Origin of the sequence: Pseudomonas sp. S8, assembly GCF_050473925.1 — a bacterium.
GTDB classification, from domain to species: Bacteria; Pseudomonadota; Gammaproteobacteria; order Pseudomonadales; family Pseudomonadaceae; genus Aquipseudomonas; species Aquipseudomonas parakoreensis.
The window spans coordinates 2,040,147-2,064,717 of record NZ_JBFDVZ010000016.1 but is presented as its reverse complement, the minus strand read 5'-3'; the positions used below and the strand labels follow the sequence as shown (position 1 = coordinate 2,064,717).

The following is a 24,571-nucleotide window of genomic DNA, read 5'->3' as shown; positions in this document are numbered from 1 at the left end:
ACAACAACCGGGTACAGGGTGTGGCGACTAGGGTAGGGCGCATGCCTGCGCTTGCCAAGGGGCGCTGCGCATTTGGATCAATAACTTGTCAGTTTCGGTCATTGAGTGACAGCAGTGCGACTCTTAGTCTGTCGAACATGACTGACGGGGGACGCAGAGCTCCCGCAATTTCCGTGATCGCACGTTGTGGAGTTACCGATGACCGCCGCTCATTACCCGCACCTGTTGGCTCCGCTGGACCTGGGATTCACCACACTGCGCAACCGCACCCTGATGGGCTCGATGCACACTGGCCTTGAAGAGAAACCGGGTGGCTTCGAACGCATGGCGGCGTACTTCGCCGAACGTGCTCGTGGCGGCGTCGGCCTGATGGTCACCGGCGGTATCGGACCGAACGACGAGGGTGGCGTGTACTCCGGCGCGGCCAAGCTGACCACCGAGGAAGAAGCGCTCAAGCACCGCATCGTCACCCGCGCGGTGCACGAGGCGGGCGGCAAGATCTGCATGCAGATCCTTCACGCCGGGCGTTATGCCTACAGTCCGAAACAGGTGGCGCCGAGTGCGATCCAGGCGCCGATCAACCCGTTCAAGCCCAAAGAGCTGGACGAGGAAGGCATCGAGAAACAGATCAGCGATTTCGTCACCTGCTCGGTACTGGCGCAGACGGCCGAGTACGATGGCGTGGAAATCATGGGCTCGGAAGGTTACTTCATTAACCAGTTCCTCGCCGCCCACACCAACCACCGTACCGACCGCTGGGGCGGCAGCTACGAAAACCGTATGCGCCTGCCGGTGGAAATCGTCCGTCGAGTGCGTGAAGCGGTCGGCCCGAACTTCATCATCATTTTCCGTTTGTCGATGCTCGATCTGGTCGAGGGCGGCAGCAGTTGGGAAGAGATCGTGACCCTGGCCAAAGCCATCGAGCAGGCCGGTGCGACCCTCATCAACACCGGCATCGGCTGGCACGAAGCGCGGATCCCGACCATCGCCACCAAGGTGCCGCGCGCGGCGTTCAGCAAGGTCACTGCCAAGCTGCGCGGGTCGGTGAACATTCCGCTGATTACCACCAATCGCATCAACACCCCGGAAATCGCCGAGCAGATTCTCGCTGAAGGCGATGCCGACATGGTCTCGATGGCGCGGCCGTTCCTCGCCGATCCGGACTTCGTCAACAAGGCTGCAGAAGGCCGCGCCGACGAAATCAACACCTGCATCGGTTGCAACCAGGCGTGCCTCGATCACACCTTTGGCGGCAAGCTCACCAGTTGCCTGGTCAACCCGCGTGCCTGCCATGAAACCGAGCTCAACTATCTGCCGGTGCAGCAGATCAAGAAGATCGCTGTGGTCGGTGCTGGCCCTGCCGGCCTGTCCGCCGCGACCGTGGCCGCCGAGCGCGGACATCAGGTGACGTTGTTCGATTCGGCCAGCGAAATCGGCGGCCAGTTCAACATCGCCAAGCGGGTGCCGGGCAAGGAAGAGTTCTTCGAAACCCTGCGTTACTTCAAGCGCAAGTTGCAGACGACGAATGTCGAGGTGTGCCTGAACACCCGCGTCGACGTGGCGAAACTGGTTGAAGGCGGTTACGACGACATCATCCTCGCCACCGGCATCGCGCCGCGTGTGCCGGCAATTCCTGGCGTCGACAACGCCAAGGTGCTGAGTTACCTGGACGTGATCCTTGAGCGCAAGCCGGTGGGCAAGCGCGTGGCGGTGATCGGCGCGGGCGGCATCGGTTTCGATGTCTCGGAATTCCTTGTGCACCAAGGCGTGGCCACCAGTCTGGATCGCACCGCGTTCTGGAAGGAGTGGGGCATCGACACCCATCTGGAAGCGCGTGGTGGCGTGGCCGGGATCAAAGCTGCGCCGCACGCGCCGGCTCGCGAAGTGTTCCTGTTGCAGCGCAAGAAAACCAAGGTCGGTGATGGTCTGGGCAAGACCACCGGCTGGATTCACCGCACCGGTCTGAAGAACAAGCAGGTGCAGATGCTCAACAGCGTCGAATACTTGAAAATCGACGACGAAGGCTTGCACATCCGTATCGGCGAAACCGGCGAGCCGCAAGTGCTGGCGGTGGACAATATCGTGATTTGCGCCGGCCAGGATCCACTGCGGGACCTTCAGGAAGGTCTGGTCGCAGCGGGGCAGAACGTGCACCTGATCGGTGGTGCCGATGTGGCAGCGGAGCTGGATGCCAAGCGCGCGATCAATCAGGGGTCGCGTCTGGCCGCTGAGCTCTAAGCTACGCCGCTTAACCTGTGGGAGCGAGCTTGCTCGCGAAGGCGTGGTGTCAGTCGACATATATATTGGCTGACACTCCGCTTTCGCGAGCAAGCTCGCTCCCACAGTGTTTGTGTTGTTCACTGATTCGGTGAACAACATCGAACCAATGCAGGCGTGAGCCTGCTCGCGATGGCTGCTTATGAGCGACTAGAATGCCGGCTCTACTCAGAATGATCAGTCGCCCATGCTTCTTCCTCCCGCCCACTGGTTGCCCCAAGCTCCCCTCCAAATGCTCGAACTCGACTGGCTCACCCGCGCCGGAATCGAGGTCGCGATCCTGCGTCTGGACCAGATCGACCCGCTGATCAGCGGCAACAAATGGTTCAAACTCGTCGAGCATCTCAAGGCCGCCGACCGCGCTGGCGCGCAGGGCGTCATCAGCCTCGGTGGTGCGCATTCCAATCATCTGCATGCGCTCGCGGCGGCGGGCAAGCGTCTTGGCTTCGAAACGGTTGGCCTGTTGCGCGGCCATCCACAGCAAACGCCGACGGTCAGCGATCTGCAAGCCTTCGGCATGCAACTGCACTGGCTTGGTTACGGCGGCTATCGGGCGCGGCATGAACCGGGGTTCTGGGAGCCGTGGCGGGCGCAGTATCCAGATTTTCATGCGGTGCCGGAGGGCGGTGGCGGATTGGCGGGCGCATTGGGCTGCAAGGTGTTGAAGGAGCAGGTGATCGCGCAACTGGGCAACCTGGGCTGGAGCAATTATCACGGCTGGTGGCTGGCCTGCGGCACCGGGACGACGCTGGCAGGGCTGGTGCTCGCCGAGGCAGGTGCGCATCCGGTGTATGGCGCACTGGCGGTGCCCGAGGATCATGGGGTGGCGCCGCAGGTGGCGGCGATTATGCAGGAGGCAGGTGTCGCTGCTGCCGACTACGAGCTGCTCGACGCCAGTCGCGGTGGCTTCGCCAAGGTTGATGAGCAGTTGCTTGAATTCATCGAGATTACTGAACGCAGGAGCGGCATTGCGCTGGAGCCGCTGTACACCGGCAAGGCGTTGCTGGCGCTCAAGGAGCGGATCGAGGCGGGCGGATTCGAGTCAGGCACCCGGTTGATCTTCGTGCACACGGGTGGATTGCAAGGGCGACGAGGATTCACCACAGGATGAATGAGTAACCCTGTGGTGAGGGGATTTACCCCCGATGGGCTGCGCAGCGGCCCCTCATTGATCAGCTATTGAGTCTGATCCACTGCATGCACAGGTTTTGGGGCCGCTTCGCAGCCCATCGGGGATGAATCCCCTCGCTACAATGGTCAAAACCGGGCCTCAGCGTGGCGCGCGCTTGGGCATCATCCGCAACAAGGTGTTATCACCCACCACATAATGGTGATACAGCCCCGCCAGCGCATGCAGGCCGATCAGCCAATAGCCGATGTTGCCGATCAGTACGTGCCAGTGCTCCACCTGTTTGGCCAATGCCTTGTCTTCGTGGACCAGCAACGGCAGATCGAAGCCGTAGAACATCACCTGGTGCCCCTCGGCGCTGGTGATCAGCCAGCCGAGGATCGGCATGCTGATCATGAACAGGTACAACAGCCAGTGCATCACCCGCGCCAGCAGGGTTTGCCACTGCGGCGAGGCCGGGAAGATTTTCGGTGCCGGGCCGATGCTGCGGGCCACCAGGCGAAACCACACCAGCACGAACACGGTCAGGCCAAGCATGTAATGCACTTCGCGAATCAGCGAGCGGCCGCCGCTGCCCTTGGGAAAGATCCCGCGCAACTCCATGCTGGCATAGACCAGGATCAACAGGATCAGCATCAGCCAGTGCAGCAGCACGGACACGGTGCTGTAGCGCGATTCGGAACTTGTCCACGGCATACGGTGTTTCCTCACAGATCAGGTCGCCACATGCCGTTCTTGTGCGACGGCATGCTTTAACTGTAATCCGCTTTGGCGGATTTGCCTGAGGCTGATCGGAGTTTCAATGCGCTGACTCAAGGCTTCAGCCATAAAAAAAACGCCAGCGTCGCGAAGACCCTGGCGTTTTTGTTGTTTTGACAAAAGAAGCAATCAGCTCGATTGCGGCATTTCACCGTTGGCCAGACGCTTGTTGATGTCGGCAATCACTTCCGGCAGGTCGCTGATGGTGTCGATCATGTAGTGCGGACGGGAACCTGCGAACAATGCGTGGATGCGTTTGCGTTCGCTGGCCAGTTCGTCGCTGCCCAGCGCCCGGTAGCCGGCGTAATCCAGGCCCAGTGCGTTGCCCGAGCAGATCAGCGCCACGGTCCACATCCCGGCGCGACGGCCCTCGAGGATGCCCGGCACGGTGTCGTCGATCTTCACGCAGGCCGCGACATCATCGATGCCCAACGCAATCACGTTGGCCAGGGCCTGAGCCGGCCACGGGCGACCGTTCGGCACTTCGTCGGTGGCGACCACGTGGTCGGCAACGTAGCCGTTGGTGGCAGCCAGCGCCACGACCTTGTCCATCACCTGTTTCGGGTAGCCGGAGCAGGAACCGATCTTGATCCCTTGCTGACGCAGGTTGGCAATGGTTTCCAGCGCGCCGGGAATCAGCGCCGAGTGCTCGGCGATCTTCTCGATCTGCAGCGGCATGAAGCGGTTGTAGATCGCGGTCACGTCATCGTCGGTCGGGGTGCGGCCGAATGCTTTGCGATAGCGCTCGGCCACTTGCGGCTGATCGCACAGGGTGCGGATGTGGTCCCATTTGCCCATGCCCATCGGGCCACGGGCTTCGTCGATGGACACCTGAACGTCGAACTCGGCGAAGGCTTCGACGAAGATCTGCGTTGGCGCGAACGAGCCGAAATCGACCACGGTGCCGGCCCAGTCGAGGATCGCGGCTTGCAGCTTGCTTGGGTTTACGTAGTTCATGGCAATAAGAATCCTGTGTTGGCAATGCAATTCAAAAGGTTCGGCGATCCTGTGGGAGCGGGCTTGCCCGCGATGGGGCCCTTTCAGTCGATATCTATGCTGATGGTCAGACCGCTATCGCGGGCAAGCCCGCTCCCACAGGTATCGTGGTGATTCAGATCTCCAGCACTTCCATTTCGCGCAGCACTTCGCCCACTGCCGTCACGGCCTGGCGCATTTCATCCGGGCTGACGTGGCCGATGCAGCCGACGCGGAAGGTTTCCACCTGGGTCAGTTTGCCGGGGTAGAGGATGTAGCCCTTGGCCTTGACCCGTTCGTAGAAGTCCTTGAACTGGTAGCGCGGGTCTTGCGGGGCATGGAAGGTGGCGATGATCGGGGCCTGGATCGCCGCCGGCAGGAAGCTGCGCAGGCCGAGTTTGCCCATCTCGTCCATCAGTGCCTGACAGTTGGCGGCGTAGCGCGCATGGCGAGCGGGCAGGCCACCTTCTTCGTTGTATTGCAGCAACGCTTCGTGCAGCGCCGCGACCACGTGGGTCGGCGGGGTGAAGCGCCATTGACCGGTCTTCTGCATATAGGTGTGCTGGTCATACAGGTCCATCGCCAGCGAGTGCGAGTTGCCAGCGGCTGCGGCCAGCGATTCCTTGCGAGCGAAGACAAAACCCATCCCCGGCACGCCTTCCAGGCACTTGCCCGAGGCGGCGATCAGCGCATCGAACGGGACTTTTTGCGCATCCACCGGCAGCGCACCGAACGAGCTCATGGCGTCGATGATCAGGCGCTTGCCGTGCTGCTGCACGACGTCAGCGATTTCCGGCAGCGGGTTGAGGATGCCGGTGCTGGTTTCGCAGTGGATCAGCGCGACATGGGTGATGTCGCCATCGGCGCGCAGCAGGCGGTCGACGTCGGCGGCGGTGGTCGGTTCGTCTTCGGCGGTTTCGAAGGTGCTGAACGAGCGGCCGAGCACTTCGCAGATTTTCGCCAGACGCTTGCCGTAGGCGCCGTTGATCAGCACCAGTACCTTGCCGTCACGTGGCACCAGTGTGCCGATGGCGGCTTCGACGGCAAAGGTGCCGCTGCCCTGCAACGGCACGCAATGGTGAGTGGCGGCGCCGTTGAGGATCGCCAGCAATTGCTCGCAGAGGCTGGCGGTCAGTTGATTGAAGCGATCATCCCATGACCCCCAATCGACCAGCATTGCCTGGCGGGTGCGGGCCGAGGTGGTCAACGGGCCGGGAGTGAGCAGGATGGGTGCGGCAGTACTCATTCGTGTGTCCTCGCGATAGCGCTGTGGGATGAAGCTACGGGGCATACGTTGCAATTCGCCGAGTCATCAATCAAATTGTTTGTTGTTATGCCAGCCATCAGTGAGGGTTATCCATGAATCTGTTCCAGCTGCGCGCCTTCGACGCCGTGGCCCGGGAAGGCAGCTTCACACGCGCCGCCGCGCGCCTGTTCATCAGTCAGCCGGCGGTCACCGGACACATCAAGGCGCTGGAGGAGCACTACCAGATCACCCTGTTACGGCGCACCGCGCGTCGGGTCGAACTGACCGAGGAGGGCACCAAACTGGCGGCGATCACCCGCGCCATGTTCGGCCTGGCCGAAGAAGCGCAGACTCTGCTCGAAGCCAACCGCCAGTTGCTTACTGGGCGCCTCGAAGTGGCGGCGGACGGTCCGCACATGGTCATGCCGATGCTTGCCAGCCTGCGCGCGCGGTATCCGGGGATCACGGTGAATCTGCGTCTGGGCAATGCCCAGGAAACCCTCGCCGCGCTGTTATCGGAACACGCGGACGTGGCGGTGCTGACCGAGGTCGAACCGCGCAAGGGCCTGCATCTGCAAGCCTTGAGCGAATCGCGGATCTGCGCGCTGGTGCCCGCCGGGCATGCGTGGGCGCAGCGTAGCGGCGAGGTGCGGCTCAAGGAGCTGGATCAGGTGATCATGGTGTTGCGCGAGCCGAGTTCGATCACCCGCCGTACCTTTGATCAGGCGTGTGCGCAGGCGGCGGTCAATCCACGGGTGTTGCTGGAACTGGACAGTCGCGAAGCGGTGACCGAGGCGGTGGCGGCGGAACTGGGGGTGGGCGTGGTGTCATCGGTGGAAGTCAGCCATGACCCGCGGGTGGTGGCGCTGCCGATTGTCGGGGACGGGCTGGTGAACCGGCACATGATCGGCTGCATGGAGCGGCGGCGGGAGTTGCGCTTGATTCAGGCGTTCTTCGCTCTGGCGACAGCCTGATACATCGTAGACAAGTATTGCGCCATGCCCATATCCCCCTGTAGGAGCTGCCGCAGGCTGCGATCTTTTGATCTTGTTTTTTAAAAGCAAAATCAAAAGATCGCAGCCTGCGGCAGCTCCTACAGGTGGTGGGTCAGATCAGACTCTCGCGCACCATATCGAGAAACGTTGCCACCACCCGCCGCGAACTCTGCTCGCGCAAGCACACCAGGGTCTCGGTCAAACGCCGGGTGCAATCGGTAATCGGCAACGCACACACCCGCGAATCCGCGCCGAACTCCGCCGCCGAAACAACCCCCACACCAATTCCCACCACCACCGCCTCGCGCGCCGCTTCCCGGCCTTCGACCTGAATCGCCGGACGGATGCGAAACCCGGCGCCGGCCATTTCTTCTTCCAGGGTCTGCCGGGTCACCGAGCCGTGCTCGCGCAGCACCAGCGGCGTGTCATCCAGATCCGCCAGGCAGATCGACTCACGCTCGGCCCACGGATGATGGCGCGAAACGAACGCCACCATCGGGTCATTGCGCAGCGGCACGCACAGCAAACGTTCATCGCTGACATCACGCCCGAGCAGCGCCAGATCGGCCTGATAGTTGAACAGGCGAAACAGCGATTCATCGGTGTTGCCGGTCTCGATCTTCACGCTGATCCCCGGGTAGCGCTCGCAGAACCGCGCAATCAGCGGCAGCACGTGTACCGGGGCATCCACCGCCAGAATCAGGCTGCCGGTCTGCAGCGCCTGGGATTCCTGTAGCAGTTCCTGGGCTTCAGCCTCAATCACAAACAGCCGCTGGGTGATCGCCAGCAGGCGCTCGCCCAGATCGGTCAGGCGCACCGAACGCTTGTTGCGATGAAACAGCAACACACCGAAGCGCTCCTCCAGTTTGCGCACTTGGTCGGAAATCGCCGGTTGCGTGAGAAAAAGCCGTTCGGCCGCTTTAGTGAAGCTTCCGTGTACAGCCACGGCGTGAAAGGCTTTGAGCTGGGCGTGGGACACCGACATGTAGCCTCCATCAACAAGCTGAGCTTATGTGTGAAATACGATAAATCGATTTTATTTATTAAACAGTAATTGCTTTGATCCGCTCACGCCATCGCTGACTGCCCGCTCGGGCAGCAACGCTGGCGATGAGCCTGTGCGTGCAATAACAGGACTCATCTGACCGCTATCGCCATAGGGACGGGGCGCTGGCGCAGTGCTCAACAATAAAAAATACAGGCGTTTACTTAACGATTCTGCCGGCACACTCACACCCTGAGGTCAGAACCACAATGAACAAGCACATCGGCACCCTTGCGCGTTGGCGCATGCAGATTTTCGCTATCACCTGGCTCGCGTACGCCGCTTTCTACTTCACCCGCAAAGCGTTTTCCGTGGCCAAACTGGGCATCGCGGAAGACCCGACCTTCATGCTCGACAAGATGGCCATGGCCAACCTCGATGCGATCTATCTGGCGGCCTACGCCATCGGCCAATTCACCTGGGGCATGCTCGCCGACCGCTTCGGCCCAAGGGTCGTGGTGCTCGGCGGGCTGTTGATTTCCGCCGCAGCGGCGTTAGTGATGGGCAGTTTTGCCACGCTACCGATCTTCGCCACTTGCATGCTGATTCAGGGCCTGGCGCAGTCCACCGGCTGGTCGGGATTGTGCAAGAACCTCGGCAGTTTCTTCCCGGCGCAGCAGCGCGGGCGGGTGCTCGGATTGTGGAGCTCCTGCTATGCGTTCGGCGGTCTGGTAGCCTCGCCGTTCGCCGGCTGGTGGGCGTATACGCTGATCGGCACCTGGCACGCAGCGTTCATATCCAGCGCCGCGGTGGTCGCGGCGGTGGCGCTGTTGTTCTTCATTTTTCAGCGCAACAAACCGGAAGACGTCGGCCTGCCGGCCGTGGAGCCGGAGCCGGAACTCAGTGCAGAAGAAACCGAGGCCAACAGTAAGCTCAGCGTCTGGGAGCCGTTGAAGGAAATCCTGCGCAACCGCACGGTGCTGGTCTTGGGCCTGGCGTATTTCATGTTGAAACCGGCGCGTTACGCGATTCTGTTGTGGGGCCCGGTGATCGTCTTCGAGCAGATGCCGAGTGTCGGCAAGGTCGGCGCGGCAATCATTCCCACCTCGTTTGAACTGGCCGGTCTGCTCGGGCCGATCATGATCGGTCTGGCCTCGGACAAACTGTTCGGCGCCCGGCGCATGCCGGCCTGCGTCCTCAGCCTGCTGGCGCTGACCGTGACCCTGGCGCTGTTCATGGGCGCGTTGCACACCGGCAGCGTGATGCTGGTGGTGGCGCTGCTGTTCGTCATGGGCCTGACCCTGTACGGGCCGGATTCGATGATCAGCGGCGCGGCCGCCATTGACTTCGGCAAGGCCAAGGCCGGTGCCACGGCAGCCGGTTTCGTCAACGGTTGCGGCTCGGTCGGCGCGGTGCTCGGCGGATTGCTGCCGGGTTACTTCGATTCAGTGACGGTGTTCATCGTCTTCGCCGGCTGCGCATTGTTCTCGGCGCTGGTGCTGATTCCGCACTGGAACAGCCGCCCGGTCGGGGTGATGGAACCGCGTGCGGCCATTCCCAATTGCCCGCTGACCATCAAACCCCTGCGTAACTGAAAACCCTTGCCCTGCGGCCTGCTGCGGCACTCGCGGCAGGCTGTGTCGTGGCCATCTGACTGGAGAATCCCATGCGACCGTTTTGGCTAGAGCAAGCCTTGCAGGCCGACCCATCCGCGATGTGCTCGTCGCTGCAAGGCGAAGTACGCACCGACGTGTGCATCGTCGGCGGCGGCTACACCGGGTTGTGGACGGCGATCATGCTCAAGCAGCAGAACCCTGAGCTCGACGTGCTGATGATCGAAGCGGACATCTGCGGCGCTGGTGCCAGTGGGCGCAACGGTGGTTGCGCGTTGTCGTGGTCGGCCAAGTATTTCACCCTCGAGCGGCTGTTCGGCGTCGAGGAGGCGGTGCGCCTGGTCAAGGAATCCGAGCGCAGCATCCACGCCATCGGCGAGTTCTGCGAACAGTACGGCGTCGATGCCGATTACCGCCTCGACGGCACGCTGTACACCGCCACCAACAAGGCGCAGGTCGGTTCGACCGACGCCGTGATCGCGGCGCTGGAGCGTAACGGCATCAACTCGTTCACCCAGCGGCCGGTGGCCGACGTACAGCGTATGGCCGGTTCCAGCCAACATCTGGAAGGCTGGTTCTCGCCGGCAGCCGCCAGTGTGCAACCGGGCAAACTGGTGCGCGGCTTGCGCCGGGTGGCGTTGCAACTGGGCGTGAAGATCCACGAAAACACCGCGATGACCGGTCTGGAAGAGGGCCGCCCGGCGCGAATCCACACCGCCCATGGTTGCGTGATTGCCGACCGCGTGGTGCTGGCGATGAATGCGTGGATGGCCCGCGCGTTTCCGCAGTTCGAACGCAGCGTGGCGATTGTCTCCAGCGACATGCTGATCACCGAACCGCGCCCGGATCTGTTGCAGGAAATCGGTTTGACCAGTGGCGTTACTGTGCTCGACTCGCGGATTTTCGTGCACTACTACCACAACACCCCGGATGGCCGGATCATGCTTGGCAAGGGTGGCAACACGTTTGCGTTTGGCGGGCGGATTCTGCCGGTGTTCGATCAGCCATCGCCCTATGCGAATTTGCTCAAGCGCAGCCTTGGGGCGTTTTTTCCGGCGTTTGCCGAGGTCAAGGTGGATGCGACCTGGAATGGGCCGTCGGATCGTTCGGTGACCGGGTTGCCGTTTTTTGGGCAGATGAGTGCCAGTGGCAATGTGTTTTATGGCTTTGGTTATTCCGGCAGTGGCGTCGGGCCGTGTCACATGGGCGGGCAGATTCTTGCCTCGTTGGTGCAGGGGCTCGATAACCTCTGGACCCGTTCGCCCTTGGTGAACGGGCCGTTGGGGTATTTTCCGCCGGAGCCGATTCGGTATCTGGGGTCGTTGATGGTGCGTAATGCGATTCGGCGCAAAGAGCGGGCTGAGGATCATGGGCGGCGACCGCGGCATCTGGATGTGCGGTTGGCGAAGTTTGCGGCGGCGGCGGGGAAGGCTGACAAGGGGTGATTGGTGGCTTTGATTTATGGGGGCATATCCGTTGCTGCGGTAACGGCTGCTTAGGGTTCCGCCCTTACGGCGGGTCACTTTGGCAAACGCCGGAGTGCCGGCCCAGCCCAAAGTAACCAAAGGTCTTGGCCCCGGCGTACGGCCCTCGCCGTGGCTCGGGTTCCTTCGTTGCGGGGTTCATCCGGGGGCATCGCCTACGGTTTGCTTCGCTGCACCTCCTCTCGATGTGTTTGGCTGCGCCAAACGGTCGCTGCGCTCCCACCCCCGGATAAACCCCTCCACTCAGCCTGCCGATGGGGCCGGCACGGCAAGATCAAGAGCTGCAGCCGAGCTAACGCTCATCCTGTTGAGTGGTGAAAAGCATGCGGTCTGCATGGACTGCTTTGCTTTTTTGTGGGAGCGAGCTTGCTCGCGAAGGCAGCCTATGGGCCGACCAATTTCCAACAGACCGCACCCAATCCACCTGTGGGAGCTGGCTTGCCAGCGATGGCGGCCTGACAGCCGACCAATTTCCAACTGAACACACCCAATCCACCTGTGGGAGCGAGCCTGCTCGCGAAGGCGGCCTGACAGCCGACCTATCTCTAACTGAACCCACCCAATCCACCTGTGGGAGCTGGCTTGCCAGCGAAGGCGGCCTGACAGCCGACCAATCTCCAACAGACCGCGCCCATCCCCACTGTGGGAGCTGGCTTGCCAGCGATGGCGGCCTGACAGCCGACCTATCTCCAACTGAACCCACCCAATCCATCTGTGGGAGCTGGCTTGCCAGCGAAGGCGGCCTGACAGCCGACCTATCTCTAACTGAACACACCCAATCCACCTGTGGGAGCTGGCTTGCCAGCGTAGGCGGCCTGACAGCCGACCTATCTCCAACTGAACCCACCCAATCCATCTGTGGGAGCTGGCTTGCCAGCGAAGGCGGCCTGACAGCCGACCAATCTCCAACTGAACCCACCCAATCCACCTGTGGGAGCTGGCTTGCCAGCGATGGCGGCCTGACAGCCGACCAATCTCCCACTGCCCACACCCAATCCAACTGCAGGAGTTAGCCTGCTCGTGATAGCAACCTCCCGGCCAACCACTTTCCGGCAGCTGTACTCAATTCCAATGTCTGCGGTGCTTACGGATCGGCCCCGTGGAGCAGCCAGTCGAGCAACAGGCTGCCGTCGTGCGGCGGTGGCGTTTCGTTCGGTGGCGCCGGGGGTGGATGGGCGAGGCAGAGGATCGGTCGATCCGGGTCGCTGTCGAGGAAGCTCACCCACACCTCACTGCCGGCGCGGGGCAGTTGGTGGATGGCGAGCCGGCCGGCGCCGGTCAGCGCGATCGGCAACCACAGGCACGCAGGCTCAGGTGTCTGCGTCGGCCAGAGGCTGACGCCGATGCGCCCGCGATCATCCAGTGGCGCTGGCTGGCCAGGCGATCCCAGCACTCGTGCCAGGTGATAGCCGCCGATGTTCGGGCGCGGCTGCGCCAGGGGCGGGCGAAAGTCGCTCGACCAGGGCAGGGCGCTGAAGTCGTTTCGGTAATCATGCACCTCGGTTGTCGGATCAAGGATCGAAGGGTGCCGGCCTTGATGGTGCAGTTCGGTGATCAGCCATTGCTCGTTGAACGCATTGATCGGGTGTTCGCTGATCTGCAGCAGATGCCCGCTGCGCAACGCGCTGCAATCGCCGGATCCGCGAATCGTGCGCGACTGGCAGCGCTGGCGCTGCAGATGGCGTCGGCTGCGTTGTTCGGCGTGACGCTGCGCGCTCGACAGGTTCCGCGGTGTGAGCGCCGGCACAGGGTGGTTGGCCGCGTCGGCGCTGATGACTGCCTGGCCCCGATTGCGAATGCCGGGCGCGGCCATGACCGGTGTCGCGTCATGGCGCTGTAACAGCGTGCTGATGCGCGGTGAGGGCGTGTCGTCGGTCACGGCAAACGGCACTGCCAGCGGTTCCTGCGGCAGGCTCAGGTTGTCGTCGGCAAATACCACCACATGCCCGTCCGGGCGATGTTCGAAGTGATAGTGAATGCCTTCCTCCTCACACAGACGGTGAAGGAAGGCCAGGTCGCTTTCCTCGTATTGCAGGCAAAATTCCCGTGGTGGGTAATGGCCGACGCTCATTTCGATCCGGTAACTGTTGGCTGGCAGCTCATGCTCTTCGAGCAGTTGCGCAAGGATCGCCGGCACGCTCGCTTGCACGAAGACCCGACGCTGTGGCGACTGCGCCAGACGTTGCAGGTGCGGCACCAGCGTCAGTCGGTAGCCAATGCGGTGGCTGGCGCGATGCTCACAACTGACACTGTGGATCAGGCCGTGAATGCCGTGAGCGTCGCCCAGGCGCAGGAACGCCGGTTGTCGCAGTAGGCTGCCCGGCGCCAAGGCCGGGGCCAGGGCGATCACTTCAATCTCGAAAAAAAACGGCTGATTGAGTGCTTCCTTGCCACTGAAACGCAGGACCGGCAGGCACAGTGGGCCGTCGGTCAGGGTCAGGGTGAACGGGCTTTGCTGGTCATTGAGCATTCATACGGGCTCTGTGGGGCAATACGGACGGCAGAGGGTACGAAAACGCGAGCATTAATGGTCGTGGCTGGTGGGCTTTTCAGAATCGCCCTACAAGTCGTGGTGAAGATGTCGATTCAACAATGAATTTTTTTGGTCGATTGCCGACTTTAGGCCGTATAAACTTGGCGCCACGCGTCGGCCAATAGATGTCTCGGCGCCACAGATCAAGAGAGTGAGTAATGGGCGCACAGTGGAAGGTTAAACACAAAGAAGCGGCAGCCAACGCCAAGGGCAAGATCTTCGGCAAACTGGTGAAAGAAATCACCATCGCTGCCCGCAACGGTGCCGATACCGCCACCAACGCACACCTGCGTCTGGTGGTCGAACAGGCCAAGAAAGCCTCGATGCCCAAGGAAACCCTGGACCGCGCCATCAAGAAAGGCGCTGGCTTGCTGGGCGAAACCGTGCAATACCACCGTGTGACGTACGAAGGTTTCGCGCCGCACCAGGTTCCGTTGATCGTCGAGTGTGTGACCGACAACATCAACCGCACCGTCGCGGAAATCCGCGTGGCGTTCCGCAAGGGCCAACTGGGTGCATCCGGTTCGGTGGCCTGGGACTTCAACCACGTCGGCATGATCGAAGCCTCGCCGGACACCCCGGACGCCGACCCGGAAATGGCCGCGATCGAGGCCGGTGCCCAGGACTTCGAGCCGGGTGAAGAGGGTGCGACCCTGTTCCTGACCGATCCGACTGACCTCGATGCCGTTCAAAAAGCCCTGCCTGAGCAAGGTTTCACGGTGTTGTCGGCGAAACTCGGCTATCAGCCGAAGAACCCGGTCAGCGGCCTGAGTGCCGAGCAGATGGCTGAAGTTGAAGCGTTCCTGGAAGGCCTCGACAACCACGATGACGTGCAGGACATGTTTGTCGGCCTGGCGGGCTAAGATCAAAAGATCGCAGCCTGCGGCAGCTCCTACAGGTGTACACATAACCCTGTAGGAGCTGCCGCAGGCTGCGATCTTTTTGTCATTGTGTGTGCAATACCTGAATCACTTCGCCAAACCCCGGCCGCGCCAGCACATCCGGCTGACAGCAACGCTGTTCCAGCGCTTGCAGCACTTCGCGCCGCTCGGCACTCAGCCCTGAGTCGATGCGCGCCAGCAATTCCCCCAGCAGAACCCCGAACGCCCGCACTTCGATGCGTTGCAGCGCCCGGGTTTCCAGATTGTCAGTGGTGGCATGGAACGATGCCGCGCCAAAATCCCCCAGCAAGCAATCGCCCTGATCGTTCAACAGAATGTTGTGGCCGTAGAGGTCGCCGTGGGTGATGCCGTGTTGATGCAAGTGTTCGGCTGCCGAAGCGATGCCCTTGGCAATGTTCAGCGCCACTTCGGCACTGAAGCGGCAATCGTCGGCATACACATCCCGCGAGCAACTCGCCAGGCTCGGCAACGCCGCCAGATTGCGAAAGCTCGGGTCGATCAGTTGCATCACCAACCCGTGTTGCCCGTCAGGATGACCGTGAATACGGCCTTCCACGCGGATCAGGTTCGGGTGCAGGCCGGCGGTGATGCAGGCGTTCATTTCGTGCAGCGGCGAACCGTCGCTGGTCATCTCGCCTTTGTACAGCTTCACCGCGACCGGCACCGACGAGTCTGCGCTACGTTGCCACTGTGCCCGGGAAATCACCCCGGAAGCGCCTTCGCCCAAACGCTGTTGCAGACGCAGCGTCGACCAGTCGATCAGCGGCGTGGCCTCCAGCGCGGCGGCGTCGGCTTCGGTTTCCAGCGGATTGCCGGCATATGCCAGCCAGGTCAGGCTCGGCAGGGTCAGCAGCCACTGCGGCAGTTCACGCAACTGGTTGGCCGCGATGCGGATCAGCTCCAGACGGTGGCACTGGCTCATCGACGCCGGCAGCGCCTGCAGGCGATTGCCGGCCAGCAGCAGTTTTTGCAGGTACGGGCGCTCGCCCAGTTCGCTGGGCAGGGTGTCGATGCAGTTGTCGGTCAGGATCAACCAGCGCAGCAGCGGCGGCAATGCAGCGCCCGGCACGTGGCGGATGCGGTTGGCCTTGAAGCCGATCATCGTCAGCGCTGCACACTGGCCGACGCACTCCGGCACCTCGGTGAAGTGGTTGTCCGAGCAGAACAGAATGCGCATGCGGGTCAGCCGATGCAGGTCGTCCGGCAGGCTGCTCAAGGCGTTGCCGCTGAGGTTGAGCACCTCCAACGTATCGGCCAGATCGAAAATTTCCCGGGGGAACTCGGTCAGGCCGCAGGACAGGTCCAGCCGGGTAATGCCCGACAACTCGCCGGCGCGCAATTGAGCAAGGGTGTGCATGGGGATGTTCACTATCAAAGGAAAGAAGCGCCGGGCGCTCGGAATGGGCGACATGATAACGGCAAAGCCGGGATTTGCACTGAAGAACACTCTGATCCACTGTGGGAGCGAGCTTGCTCGCGAAGGCGTCCTGTCAGTCAGTGATTCGTCACTGACACTCCGCTTTCGCGAGCAAGCTCGCTCCCACAGTGGTAATCGGTGGTGATTAATGGGATCAGTGGATTTCCTGCAACTGCCCCAGACGGCTGCGGGTGCGGGCCAGATCGATGGCGTTGCCGCTCAGGGTCTCGCGCAGCGGCAAGCGGCTGAGCAGGGTCAGGTGTTTGTCCTGGTCGTAGAGCACGTCGATCAGGTTGATGAAGCGCTGTTGCGCGGCGATCGAGCGTTCGTCCAGTTCCGGCAGGTCGTCGATGATCCACAGGTCGAAACGCCGACACAGTTCCAGGTAATCCATCACCGCCGTCGGTTGCTCGCACAAATCGTTGAAGCTGAAAGCCACCCGGCGACCCTCGCACAGGCGCGCCTGAATGTGGCGGCTGCCCACCGGCAGAGCCATGGCTGGCGCACCCTCGGGCGGCAGATTCAGCGCCTGGCGCTGGGTCGCTGCGGCCGGCCACACATAATGACCTTGAGTGAAGACCTGGTGCGCATGATTGCTCGCCTGACTGCGGTAATCGTGGGGGCCGCCGACCTCCATCACGTGCATGCGTGCGTTGATCAAGTCGATCACCGGTTTGAAACGCGCGTGATAGAGCGGGTTAGGCAGCAAGCCCTCCGGCGGATAATTGGAGGTCACCAGCAACACAATGCCGCGCTGAAACAAGGCCTTGAACAGCCGGGTAATGAGCATGGCATCGCCGATGTCATGCACATGAAATTCGTCGAAACACAGCACCCGGCAGTCGTGTAACAGTTCATCGAGGGTGACGCCGAGGGCATCGTTCTGTTCGCGATGCTCGAACATGCCCTGATGCAATCGGGCGAAGAATTCATGGAAATGCACGCGCTGTTTCTGCGCGGTGGGCAGGGCCTGAAAAAAGCCTTCGAGCAGCCAGCTCTTGCCGCGTCCGACCGCACCATGCAGGTACAGACTCGGCGGCGTTTGCGGCCTGGCACCGAACAACAGGCTGGCCTGTTGTGCCATGCAATCGATCACCCGCTGCTGGCTGTGGCTGAGGGTGTAACCCTGGCTGTGAGCCTTGAGCCGGAAGTATTCCTGGATCGAGCGGGCAGTGGCGTCATGCCCGGCACTGGCTGGCCGGCCCTTGGCGAACCAGCGGCGCAGCGCCGACCAGCGTTGGGTCAGTGGCGATCGTTTGGGCGCTCGAGAGGGCACAGTGCAGTCACTCCGTAGTCATCAGGCCGGCGCCCGGGAGCGCGGCGCCGTAGTGTAACCAGAGGCGGCGTCAGGCTTCCATCGCGGCTCGTCGACTGTGGGCGATCACTGAACAGATTTGTGCGGGACGTACAGCTATTTTCAGCGATGTAATTCGTCGTGTTGCCAAACTTTCGAAACATATCCCGGCAGATCCATGGATCCAATCGACTGGCGGATTCGTCGTCCGTTGCTACCCTGAAACACAGTAACGTCATCCAGGATGTTCCCTCACAAGGAATGGGACAGTGATTGTACGTGTGGTGATGGGCCTGCTCGGGGTGCTTGGGGCCTCGGTGCATGCGGCGGATCTTCAGGTCGAAGTTCGCGTTGACGTGCAGCGTGGTTGCCAGTTGATCGGCCAGCAGCGCGAGGCAGGTATTGAACAGCTGGGCGTGCTGGATTTCGGCAGTGCTGCGCGTCTCGATGATCCGGCCGGGCCACTGGGTGCGGCGCTGACCAATCAGCGTCTGCCGCGCCTGGAGTGCAACCCCGACACGCCGTATCAACTGCGGGTCGACGGTGGCCTGCATGGCGGAGTTGGTGAGGTTCGCTACATGGCGGGGGCGGCGGGGAGCCAGCCGATTCCATATCGGCTGTATCAGGACGCGGCGCGCCGGGTGCCGCTGGTGGTGAACGTGCCAGTCAGCGGCCGGGTGCCGGACACCGGCACGGTGGAGTTGCCGCTTTACGCGCGGATCGAGCGTCTGGCGCAGGTGCCGCAGGTCAGCCGCTATTCGGATCTGGTGAAAGTCACCGTGACCTGGTGAGTGCAGGATTTCAGGCAATTCGCTGGAGGCGGGTCGCGCAGGGAAGGGGCGTTCAATGCTGAACGCAAGGTACGCAGGCATCCTGAAGGAGTAGGGACGGACGCAATGACAGGCAAGCACTGGATGGTCATCGCCACGGGTACGCTGCTGTTGCTCGCTGACGACGCACAGGCGGCGATCAGCGGGCAGATCAACGCGCGACTGATCCTGATCGCCGGGTGCGAAGTCACCAACAGCGCCACCCCGGCGATTCCGGTGAGCAATCTGGGCACCCTTGATTTCGGTCAGCAGGGGCCGACCTGGACTTCGCCCATCAAGGCCAGTCTCGACGGCGACAGCAGCGGCAAGCTGAATGTCGCCTGCAATCCCTCGGTCACCGGTTTCACGGTCACCATCGACGGCGGCACCCACGGCGACGGTACCACCCGCCGCCTGAGCAACGGACGCCAGACCCTGCCTTATCAACTGTTCCTGGATGCCTCCGGCAGCCAACGCTACAGCATCGGCCAACAACACAATTTCGCTGTCACCAGCGGTGCGCAGATACCGATTCCGGTCTTTGGCACGGTGGTGGCGAATACCCGCGCGGTACCGGCAGGTGTCTATACCGACACGCTGACGGTGACGCTCGACTGGTAACCCGTAGAGGACGGACACCATGCGCACGTTTGCATCAAGGATAGGTTTGTCGTTGCTCGGCCTGACGCTGGTTTCCAGTGCCCACGCCGCCACCACGGTCACCGGCCAGATCACCGCCAGCCTGACCCTGATCAGCAGTTGTCAGGTCAATGGCGCCGGCGGCTCCACCGGGCTGAACTTCGGTGCGCTGAACTTCGGCACTGCCAACAGCCTGTTTACCACCGCCAGCGGGCAAGTGTTGGGCGGTGGTGGCGGGGCGCTGTCGATTCTTTGCTCGAGCGGCACCACGCCGGTGGTCAAGGTGCGCGCCGGCGCCCACGACGGTCAATCGCCGGGCGGTGCACGTGCGTTGTACGACGGTGTCGCCAACTACGTGCCTTACGATTTCTACACCGATGCCGGGCATTCGCAGCTGCTGCCGATTGACGGCACGATCAACCTGGCGACCAGCACCGGCGTGGCACAGACGGTGAACATCTACGGTCAGGCGGTGGGCAAGGCCGGTTTGCCGGCGGGCACGTACACCGACACCGTCGCTGTCGAACTGACGTTCTGATGCCATGCGCCGTCAGGGCTGTGCCGCGCTGCTCCTGCTCTGTGCGGGCAGTGTGCCGCTGCCGCTGGGGGCCGCCACCAGCCAGAGCTTTCAGGTCAGCGCCACCATCACCCCGGGGTGCCTGGTGGTGGGCGGTGTCTCGAATTACGGTGGGCTGAATTTCGGTACCAGTTCGGCTCTGGGTACCGGCACGGTGCAAGTGGCGCTGACCGGTGGCGTGCAGTTGCAATGCACACCGGGCGTGACGCTGAACATGAGCGTCGATGGCGGCCAGTACAACAGCAGTGGTCGGCATATGCAGCTCAACAGCGGCAGTGCGCGGGTGGCGTACGCGCTGTTTCGCGATGCGGCTTACAGCCAGAGTCTGGGCATCAGTCAGAGCGTGGCGGTGGCTTACAGCGATGCGAACAACATCAGCCTGCCGATTTATGGGCAGGTGCAGTTGCCGGGCAATCAGCCTGGGGGGACGTACATCGACGTGTTGCAGGTGCAACTGTCGTGGTGAGGCGACGTTTGAATGGCCGACAAGGAGCAGGTTCATGGGGGCAGTGACTTCACGGCATTCGGTTGCGCAGCGCGTGATGCTGGCGCTGATGATGCTTGGGGCTGGCAATGCGCAGGCCGCCAGTTCGGTGCTGATCTGGCCGATCGATCCGGTGCTGGAGGCCGATCAACAGGCCAGTGCGTTGTGGCTGGAGAACCGCGGCACGGAAACCGCCAACCTGCAGATCCGAGTGTTCGGCTGGAGCCAGAGCGGCTTTGAAGAGCAATACCAGAACCAGCGTGACGTGATCGGGAGCCCGCCGGTGGCGAAGATCGAACCGGGCCAGAAACAACTGGTGCGCCTGACCCGAACCAAGGATGTGCCGCCGGGACAGGAACTGGCTTACCGGATCATCATCGACGAAATCCCTGGCGCTCAGCCACCGGCTGCCGAGGGCGGCAAAACGGCGGCGGCGATTCGCTTCCAGATGCGTTATTCAGTGCCGTTGTTTGCCTACGGCGCGGGGCTGTGGAGCAAAGAGGACAGCACGCGGCCGCGCGATCCCAAAGGCGTGGGGCTGCCGCAATTGAGCTGGCGCACGGTGGCGGTGGATGGCCGGCCGTATGTCGAAGTGCGCAATCAGGGCGCGGTGCATGCGCGGCTGACTGACGTGGCGATCAAACAAGGCGGGCAAAGCAAGCCGTTGGCCGAGGGCCTGTTGGGTTACGTGCTGCCGGGGGCGGTGATGCGCTGGCCGGCACCGGGCCCCTTGGCGAGCGAGTCGGCGCTGCAGGTGCGGGTCAATGGCGGGGCGCAGGTGCAGAGCATTGCGCCAGCGAAGTAATGGCCGGGCTGAGCAGTCCTGGTTAAGTGATTCTTTGGCGAGAGGGTTTTGCCTCCGTCCAACTGTGTAGCAGTTGTCGATATACGCCACTCAGACGCATGGGTAAAAGTGAGGGACGCTGCGCGCCCCATCGGGGATAAATCCCCTCACCACAATGAGTAGCAACCTGTCATTGAGGGCGGTGGCATCAGGAGGATTCAGTCCATTGACGGACGTAAAGCGTGTATGAGCTCAGGATGGGCTCGTCGTATTCAGCGTCCGTTGTGGCTAATGACTGGCGCGTGGTGCCTGATGGTCGTGCAACCCACCGGGGCCGGCGAATTGCCGCCGCCTCCCAGCGGCATGGAGGCCGTCAGTGATGCACAGTTGTTTCTGGAGTTGGTGGTCAATCAGATGAACACCGGGCGGGTAGTGGCGGTACAGCAGCGTGACGGGCATCTGTTTCTGCCGGCCAGCGCATTACGCGAAACCGGGATGAAACTGCCTGACGGTAGTGCTGACGAAGTCGATCTTGACGGCCTGCCGGGACTGCACAGCGAGTACGACAGTGTCGGTCAGCGCCTGCTGCTGGATGTTCCGCCGCAGTGGCTGCCGGACCAGTTCATCGGCAATCGCGAGAACTATCCGCGCACTCCGGCGCTGAGCAGCTTCGGTGCGCTGTTCAATTATGACCTGTACCTCAACGACACCGACGACGCCGGCACCTATCTGGCGGCCTGGAACGAGCTGCGGCTGTTCGACGGCTGGGGCACCCTGTCCAACACCGGTCAGTACCGGCGCACCTTGTCCGGCGATTCGCTCAGTACGCTGGACAACGGCTATCTGCGCTACGACACCACCTGGCGTTACTCGGATGACGAGCGAATGCTCACCTACGAAGGCGGCGACGTGATCAGCGGCGCCTTGCCCTGGAGCAACTCGGTGCGTCTGGGCGGTGTGCAGTTCTCGCGGGACTTTGCCGTGCGTCCGGATCTGGTGACCTATCCCTTGCCGCAGTTCGCCGGGGAAGCGGCGGTGCCGTCCTCGGTAGATCTGTTTATCAATGGCTACAAGTCCAGCAGCACCGACCTGCAACCGGGGCCGTATACCCTGACCAACATTCCGTTCATCAACGGCGCCGGGGAGGCGGTGGTGGTGACCACCGATGCGCTGGGGCGGCAAGTGTCGACGACGGTGCCGTTCTATGTCACCAGCAGTTTGCTGCAAAAAGGCCTGAGCGATTTTTCCGTGGCTGCCGGTACGTTGCGCCGCGATTACGGTTTGAAGGACTTCAGCTACGGCACCGGAGTCACCTCCGGCAGCCTGCGCTACGGCGTCAGTGACAGCTTTACTCTGGAAAGCCATGCCGAAGCGGCGGATTCGCTGACCCTCGGCGGCATCGGCGGCAACCTGCGTCTGGGCAATTTCGGCGTGCTCAACAGCGCCATCAGTCAGAGCCGTTTCGAAGGCGAGGGGGGCAACCAGTTCAGCCTCGGTTATCAGTACAGCAGCCAGCGCTACAGTTTTTCCTGGCAACGCTTGCAACGCCGCGACCAATACGCCGACCTGAGTGTGATCGACACGCCTTACATCAGCCTCAGCCGGCGCAGCGAGCAGGCGACCCTGAGTGTCAACCTCGACCGTTGGGGCAGCCTCGGTGCCGGTTATTTCGACGTGCGCGCGGCGGACGATTCGCGCACGCGTCTGCTCAACCTGAGCTGGAGCAAACCGCTGTGGCGCAACAGCAGCTTCTATCTGTCGGCCAACCGCGAGATCGGCGACAGCCACTGGGCAGTGCAGGCGCAACTGGTGATCCCGTTCGATCTGCGCGGCAGTCTGGCGATCAGCAGCGAGCGCAGCAAGACCGGGCAGAGTCAGCAGCGGGTCAATTACAGTCGTTCGGTGCCGACCGAGGGCGGGGTCGGTTTCAATCTGGGCTACGCCGAGGGTGATGGCCCCGATTATCGTCAGGCCGACCTGACCTGGCGTCTGCAATCGGTGCAATTGCAGGCCGGGGTCTACGGCACTTCAGACGCCGAAACCCGTTGGGCTGATGCCAGTGGCTCGCTGGTGTGGATGGATCGCCAGGTATTCGCGGCCAATCGTATCGACGATGCATTTGTGGTGGTCAGTACCGATGGCTTTGCCGACATTCCAGTGCGCTACGAAAACCAGCAGGTCGGTCAAACCGACAAGAACGGCCATCTGCTGGTGCCTTGGAGCAGCGCCTATTACCGTGGCAAATATGAAATCGATCCGCTGAACCTGCCGGCCAACGTGCGCAGCCCCAACGTCGAGCAGCGCATCGCCGTGCGCCGGGGCAGCGGTTATTTGCTGGAGTTTCCACTGAGTCGGGTGATCGCTGCGAGTATCGTGCTGGTGGACGCGCAGCAACGTGAACTGCCGTTGGGCGCGGGCGTGTTGCACGAGCAAAGCGGGGCGCGCACGGTGGTTGGCTGGGATGGCCTGGTCTACCTGGAAAACCTGCAGGCACAGAACTCGTTGTTGGTGACGCTGGCGGACGGCAAGACCTGCAAGTCGCAGTTCAATGTGGATATGCAACAAAGCCAGGTGCCGCTGATCGGCCCGTTGGTGTGTCAATGAGCGCGGCGCGGATTTGCCTGTGTCTGGCGCTGCTGCTGCCTGGGGCGGCACAGGCCTTGTGTTCGGTGGTCAGTACCACTGCGGCGGCGTTCGGTTCGATCAGTTCGATTGCCGTGCGCACCACGACGCAGCCCAGTTCCACGCTCAACGCCGGGTTGAGTTGTACGGGTTCGCTGCTGACCCTGCTGACCAGCAATGATCACTTTTACGCCACCATCACCTCGACCCAGAGCGGCTTGCTCGGGCCGACCGGCGATGTCATCGGCTACACGATCTACGCCAACAACAGCACCAGCTACCCGGTGACCCGTGGCACCGCCTTCGACTTCGCCCGCAATGGCATCATCGACGCTTTGGGGCTGCTCAACGGCACCACCCCGAAAACCGTGCCGCTGTACCTGAGTACGACCATTGGCAGCAACGTTGCCGCCGGGGTCTACACAGAAACCCTGAGTATTTTCTGGAACTGGAATTACTGCTCCGGGATCGGTGCCGGCAGTATTTGCCTGGGGCGCGACATCAACAGCGGTACGGCGACGTTGACAGTGAACCTGACCGTGTCCAACGACTGCACGATTACCGCGCCAAACATTGCCTTTGGCAGCGCGCCGGTGATCAGCGCCTTTATGCCGGTGACCGGGCAGACGATCAATCTGGCCTGCACCAAGGGCAGCGCCTACACCGTCGGTTTGAGCGATGGGCAGAACCCGGTCAGTGTCGGCGGTCGGCGGCGGATGATTTCCGGGAGCAATTATCTGGCCTACGACATCTTCAAAAGCGCCGGGACTACTCGTTGGGGCAGTGTCGGCAGTGCGCGCCGGTCGAGCACTGACGCCGAGGTCAATCCAGGAAATGGTCTGGGCACCGGGAGCCAGATCTTCAATTACAACGCGAAAATCTACACCGATCAGACCACGCCGCCGGCGGGGACTTACCTGGACAATGTGGTGCTGGACGTGGGTTTCTGACCCAACACAGTCCCCTGTAGGAGCTGCGGCACGCTGCGATCTTTTGATTTTTAACATCAAGGTCAAAAGATCGCAGCGTGCCGCAGCTCCTACAGTG

The 24,571-nt window shown here is 62.2% G+C and carries 20 protein-coding genes; 13 read left to right on the top strand and 7 right to left on the bottom strand.

Translation table 11 applies throughout. The features are described from left to right. Positions 1-198 precede the first annotated feature (198 nt). Together AB1J88_RS10490 and AB1J88_RS10485 are read left to right on the top strand one after the other, a co-directional pair. Complete coding sequence (locus tag AB1J88_RS10490) at positions 199-2,238, top strand: FAD-dependent oxidoreductase (protein ID WP_430291011.1); 2,040 nt, start codon at positions 199-201, stop codon at positions 2,236-2,238. Positions 2,239-2,464: 226 nt separating this feature from the next. Next, on the top strand, positions 2,465-3,388 hold the full coding sequence (locus AB1J88_RS10485) for a 1-aminocyclopropane-1-carboxylate deaminase/D-cysteine desulfhydrase (protein ID WP_430291010.1): 924 nt from the start codon (positions 2,465-2,467) through the stop codon (positions 3,386-3,388). Positions 3,389-3,547: 159 nt separating this feature from the next. Here the strand turns inward: AB1J88_RS10485 and AB1J88_RS10480 are convergent, their stop codons facing one another. From AB1J88_RS10480 to AB1J88_RS10470, 3 genes are all read right to left on the bottom strand, one after another. Continuing rightward, positions 3,548-4,102, bottom strand: a complete 555-nt coding sequence (locus AB1J88_RS10480) for a cytochrome b (protein WP_108182278.1) — start codon at positions 4,100-4,102, stop codon at positions 3,548-3,550. Positions 4,103-4,294: 192 nt separating this feature from the next. Beyond that, positions 4,295-5,122, bottom strand: coding sequence for a phosphonoacetaldehyde hydrolase (phnX, locus tag AB1J88_RS10475; protein WP_108182279.1), 828 nt, complete (start codon positions 5,120-5,122; stop codon positions 4,295-4,297). Between the two features lie 154 nt (positions 5,123-5,276). Beyond that, a complete protein-coding gene (locus AB1J88_RS10470) occupies positions 5,277-6,386 on the bottom strand; it encodes a 2-aminoethylphosphonate--pyruvate transaminase (RefSeq protein WP_430291009.1) in 1,110 nt (369 codons plus the stop codon). A 113-nt stretch (positions 6,387-6,499) separates the two neighbouring features. On the opposite strand from AB1J88_RS10470, the gene AB1J88_RS10465 reads away from it, so the two are divergent. Continuing rightward, positions 6,500-7,360, top strand: a complete 861-nt coding sequence (locus tag AB1J88_RS10465) for a LysR substrate-binding domain-containing protein (RefSeq protein ID WP_430291008.1) — start codon at positions 6,500-6,502, stop codon at positions 7,358-7,360. Between the two features lie 133 nt (positions 7,361-7,493). Here the strand turns inward: AB1J88_RS10465 and AB1J88_RS10460 are convergent, their stop codons facing one another. Continuing rightward, positions 7,494-8,366 (bottom strand): LysR family transcriptional regulator, encoded by an 873-nt coding sequence (locus AB1J88_RS10460; protein WP_198760179.1) that lies wholly within the window; start codon positions 8,364-8,366, stop codon positions 7,494-7,496. A gap of 269 nt (positions 8,367-8,635) precedes the next feature. Between AB1J88_RS10460 and AB1J88_RS10455 the strand changes: the two genes are divergently transcribed. Both AB1J88_RS10455 and AB1J88_RS10450 read left to right on the top strand, forming a co-directional pair. After that, complete coding sequence (locus AB1J88_RS10455) at positions 8,636-9,961, top strand: MFS transporter (protein ID WP_041073891.1); 1,326 nt, start codon at positions 8,636-8,638, stop codon at positions 9,959-9,961. Positions 9,962-10,032: 71 nt separating this feature from the next. After that, positions 10,033-11,424, top strand: a complete 1,392-nt coding sequence (locus AB1J88_RS10450; protein ID WP_430291007.1) for an FAD-dependent oxidoreductase — start codon at positions 10,033-10,035, stop codon at positions 11,422-11,424. Between the two features lie 1,123 nt (positions 11,425-12,547). Here AB1J88_RS10450 and AB1J88_RS10445 read toward each other — a convergent pair. Further along, the gene (locus AB1J88_RS10445; RefSeq protein WP_430291006.1) at positions 12,548-13,933 is read right to left on the bottom strand and encodes a type VI secretion system Vgr family protein; all 1,386 of its coding nucleotides are present in this window, start codon (positions 13,931-13,933) and stop codon (positions 12,548-12,550) included. Positions 13,934-14,154: 221 nt separating this feature from the next. Between AB1J88_RS10445 and AB1J88_RS10440 the strand changes: the two genes are divergently transcribed. Beyond that, positions 14,155-14,859 carry a YebC/PmpR family DNA-binding transcriptional regulator gene (locus AB1J88_RS10440; RefSeq protein ID WP_027614601.1) on the top strand — a complete coding sequence of 235 codons (705 nt, stop codon included), beginning with the start codon at positions 14,155-14,157 and terminating at the stop codon, positions 14,857-14,859. 82 nt (positions 14,860-14,941) lie between these two features. Here AB1J88_RS10440 and AB1J88_RS10435 read toward each other — a convergent pair whose 3' ends face one another. Together AB1J88_RS10435 and zapE are read right to left on the bottom strand one after the other, a co-directional pair. Continuing rightward, positions 14,942-16,255, bottom strand: a complete 1,314-nt coding sequence (locus AB1J88_RS10435; protein ID WP_430291005.1) for a leucine-rich repeat-containing protein kinase family protein — start codon at positions 16,253-16,255, stop codon at positions 14,942-14,944. A gap of 214 nt (positions 16,256-16,469) precedes the next feature. Next, positions 16,470-17,591, bottom strand: a complete 1,122-nt coding sequence (gene zapE / locus AB1J88_RS10430) for a cell division protein ZapE (protein ID WP_430291004.1) — start codon at positions 17,589-17,591, stop codon at positions 16,470-16,472. A 287-nt stretch (positions 17,592-17,878) separates the two neighbouring features. Here zapE and AB1J88_RS10425 point away from each other — a divergent pair, with 287 nt between their 5' ends. The 7 genes from AB1J88_RS10425 to AB1J88_RS10395 all read left to right on the top strand — a co-directional run bounded on the left by AB1J88_RS10425 (position 17,879) and on the right by AB1J88_RS10395 (position 24,474). After that, positions 17,879-18,400 (top strand): Csu type fimbrial protein, encoded by a 522-nt coding sequence (locus tag AB1J88_RS10425; RefSeq protein ID WP_086794651.1) that lies wholly within the window; start codon positions 17,879-17,881, stop codon positions 18,398-18,400. A gap of 105 nt (positions 18,401-18,505) precedes the next feature. Further along, the gene (locus AB1J88_RS10420; RefSeq protein WP_041068745.1) at positions 18,506-19,039 is read left to right on the top strand and encodes a Csu type fimbrial protein; all 534 of its coding nucleotides are present in this window, start codon (positions 18,506-18,508) and stop codon (positions 19,037-19,039) included. Positions 19,040-19,058: 19 nt separating this feature from the next. Further along, complete coding sequence (locus tag AB1J88_RS10415) at positions 19,059-19,595, top strand: Csu type fimbrial protein (RefSeq protein ID WP_007961145.1); 537 nt, start codon at positions 19,059-19,061, stop codon at positions 19,593-19,595. A 4-nt stretch (positions 19,596-19,599) separates the two neighbouring features. After that, a complete protein-coding gene (locus tag AB1J88_RS10410; RefSeq protein ID WP_430291003.1) occupies positions 19,600-20,100 on the top strand; it encodes a Csu type fimbrial protein in 501 nt (166 codons plus the stop codon). Between the two features lie 34 nt (positions 20,101-20,134). Then, positions 20,135-20,923, top strand: a complete 789-nt coding sequence (locus AB1J88_RS10405; RefSeq protein ID WP_222015241.1) for a fimbrial biogenesis chaperone — start codon at positions 20,135-20,137, stop codon at positions 20,921-20,923. A gap of 225 nt (positions 20,924-21,148) precedes the next feature. Further along, complete coding sequence (locus AB1J88_RS10400) at positions 21,149-23,506, top strand: fimbria/pilus outer membrane usher protein (protein WP_430291002.1); 2,358 nt, start codon at positions 21,149-21,151, stop codon at positions 23,504-23,506. After that, entirely contained in the window at positions 23,503-24,474 is a 972-nt protein-coding gene (locus AB1J88_RS10395) for a Csu type fimbrial protein (protein WP_430291001.1), read from the top strand. Before AB1J88_RS10400 ends, AB1J88_RS10395 begins: the two co-directional genes overlap by 4 nt. The last annotated feature ends 97 nt before the right edge of the window (positions 24,475-24,571 follow it).

What these genes read in the sequence shown, in the direction of transcription:
- AB1J88_RS10410 (WP_430291003.1), top strand. Translation starts at nt 19,600, where the DNA reads ATGCGCCGTCAGGGCTGTGCCGCGCTGCTCCTGCTCTGTGCGGGCAGT.
- AB1J88_RS10460 (WP_198760179.1), bottom strand. Translation starts at nt 8,366, where the DNA reads ATGTCGGTGTCCCACGCCCAGCTCAAAGCCTTTCACGCCGTGGCTGTA.
- phnX (WP_108182279.1), bottom strand. Translation starts at nt 5,122, where the DNA reads ATGAACTACGTAAACCCAAGCAAGCTGCAAGCCGCGATCCTCGACTGG.
- AB1J88_RS10480 (WP_108182278.1), bottom strand. Translation starts at nt 4,102, where the DNA reads ATGCCGTGGACAAGTTCCGAATCGCGCTACAGCACCGTGTCCGTGCTG.
- AB1J88_RS10445 (WP_430291006.1), bottom strand. Translation starts at nt 13,933, where the DNA reads ATGCTCAATGACCAGCAAAGCCCGTTCACCCTGACCCTGACCGACGGC.
- AB1J88_RS10415 (WP_007961145.1), top strand. Translation starts at nt 19,059, where the DNA reads ATGCGCACGTTTGCATCAAGGATAGGTTTGTCGTTGCTCGGCCTGACG.
- AB1J88_RS10470 (WP_430291009.1), bottom strand. Translation starts at nt 6,386, where the DNA reads ATGAGTACTGCCGCACCCATCCTGCTCACTCCCGGCCCGTTGACCACC.
- AB1J88_RS10400 (WP_430291002.1), top strand. Translation starts at nt 21,149, where the DNA reads ATGAGCTCAGGATGGGCTCGTCGTATTCAGCGTCCGTTGTGGCTAATG.
- AB1J88_RS10440 (WP_027614601.1), top strand. Translation starts at nt 14,155, where the DNA reads ATGGGCGCACAGTGGAAGGTTAAACACAAAGAAGCGGCAGCCAACGCC.
- AB1J88_RS10455 (WP_041073891.1), top strand. Translation starts at nt 8,636, where the DNA reads ATGAACAAGCACATCGGCACCCTTGCGCGTTGGCGCATGCAGATTTTC.
- AB1J88_RS10465 (WP_430291008.1), top strand. Translation starts at nt 6,500, where the DNA reads ATGAATCTGTTCCAGCTGCGCGCCTTCGACGCCGTGGCCCGGGAAGGC.
- AB1J88_RS10450 (WP_430291007.1), top strand. Translation starts at nt 10,033, where the DNA reads ATGCGACCGTTTTGGCTAGAGCAAGCCTTGCAGGCCGACCCATCCGCG.
- AB1J88_RS10435 (WP_430291005.1), bottom strand. Translation starts at nt 16,255, where the DNA reads ATGCACACCCTTGCTCAATTGCGCGCCGGCGAGTTGTCGGGCATTACC.
- AB1J88_RS10420 (WP_041068745.1), top strand. Translation starts at nt 18,506, where the DNA reads ATGACAGGCAAGCACTGGATGGTCATCGCCACGGGTACGCTGCTGTTG.
- AB1J88_RS10395 (WP_430291001.1), top strand. Translation starts at nt 23,503, where the DNA reads ATGAGCGCGGCGCGGATTTGCCTGTGTCTGGCGCTGCTGCTGCCTGGG.
- AB1J88_RS10405 (WP_222015241.1), top strand. Translation starts at nt 20,135, where the DNA reads ATGGGGGCAGTGACTTCACGGCATTCGGTTGCGCAGCGCGTGATGCTG.
- AB1J88_RS10485 (WP_430291010.1), top strand. Translation starts at nt 2,465, where the DNA reads ATGCTTCTTCCTCCCGCCCACTGGTTGCCCCAAGCTCCCCTCCAAATG.
- AB1J88_RS10490 (WP_430291011.1), top strand. Translation starts at nt 199, where the DNA reads ATGACCGCCGCTCATTACCCGCACCTGTTGGCTCCGCTGGACCTGGGA.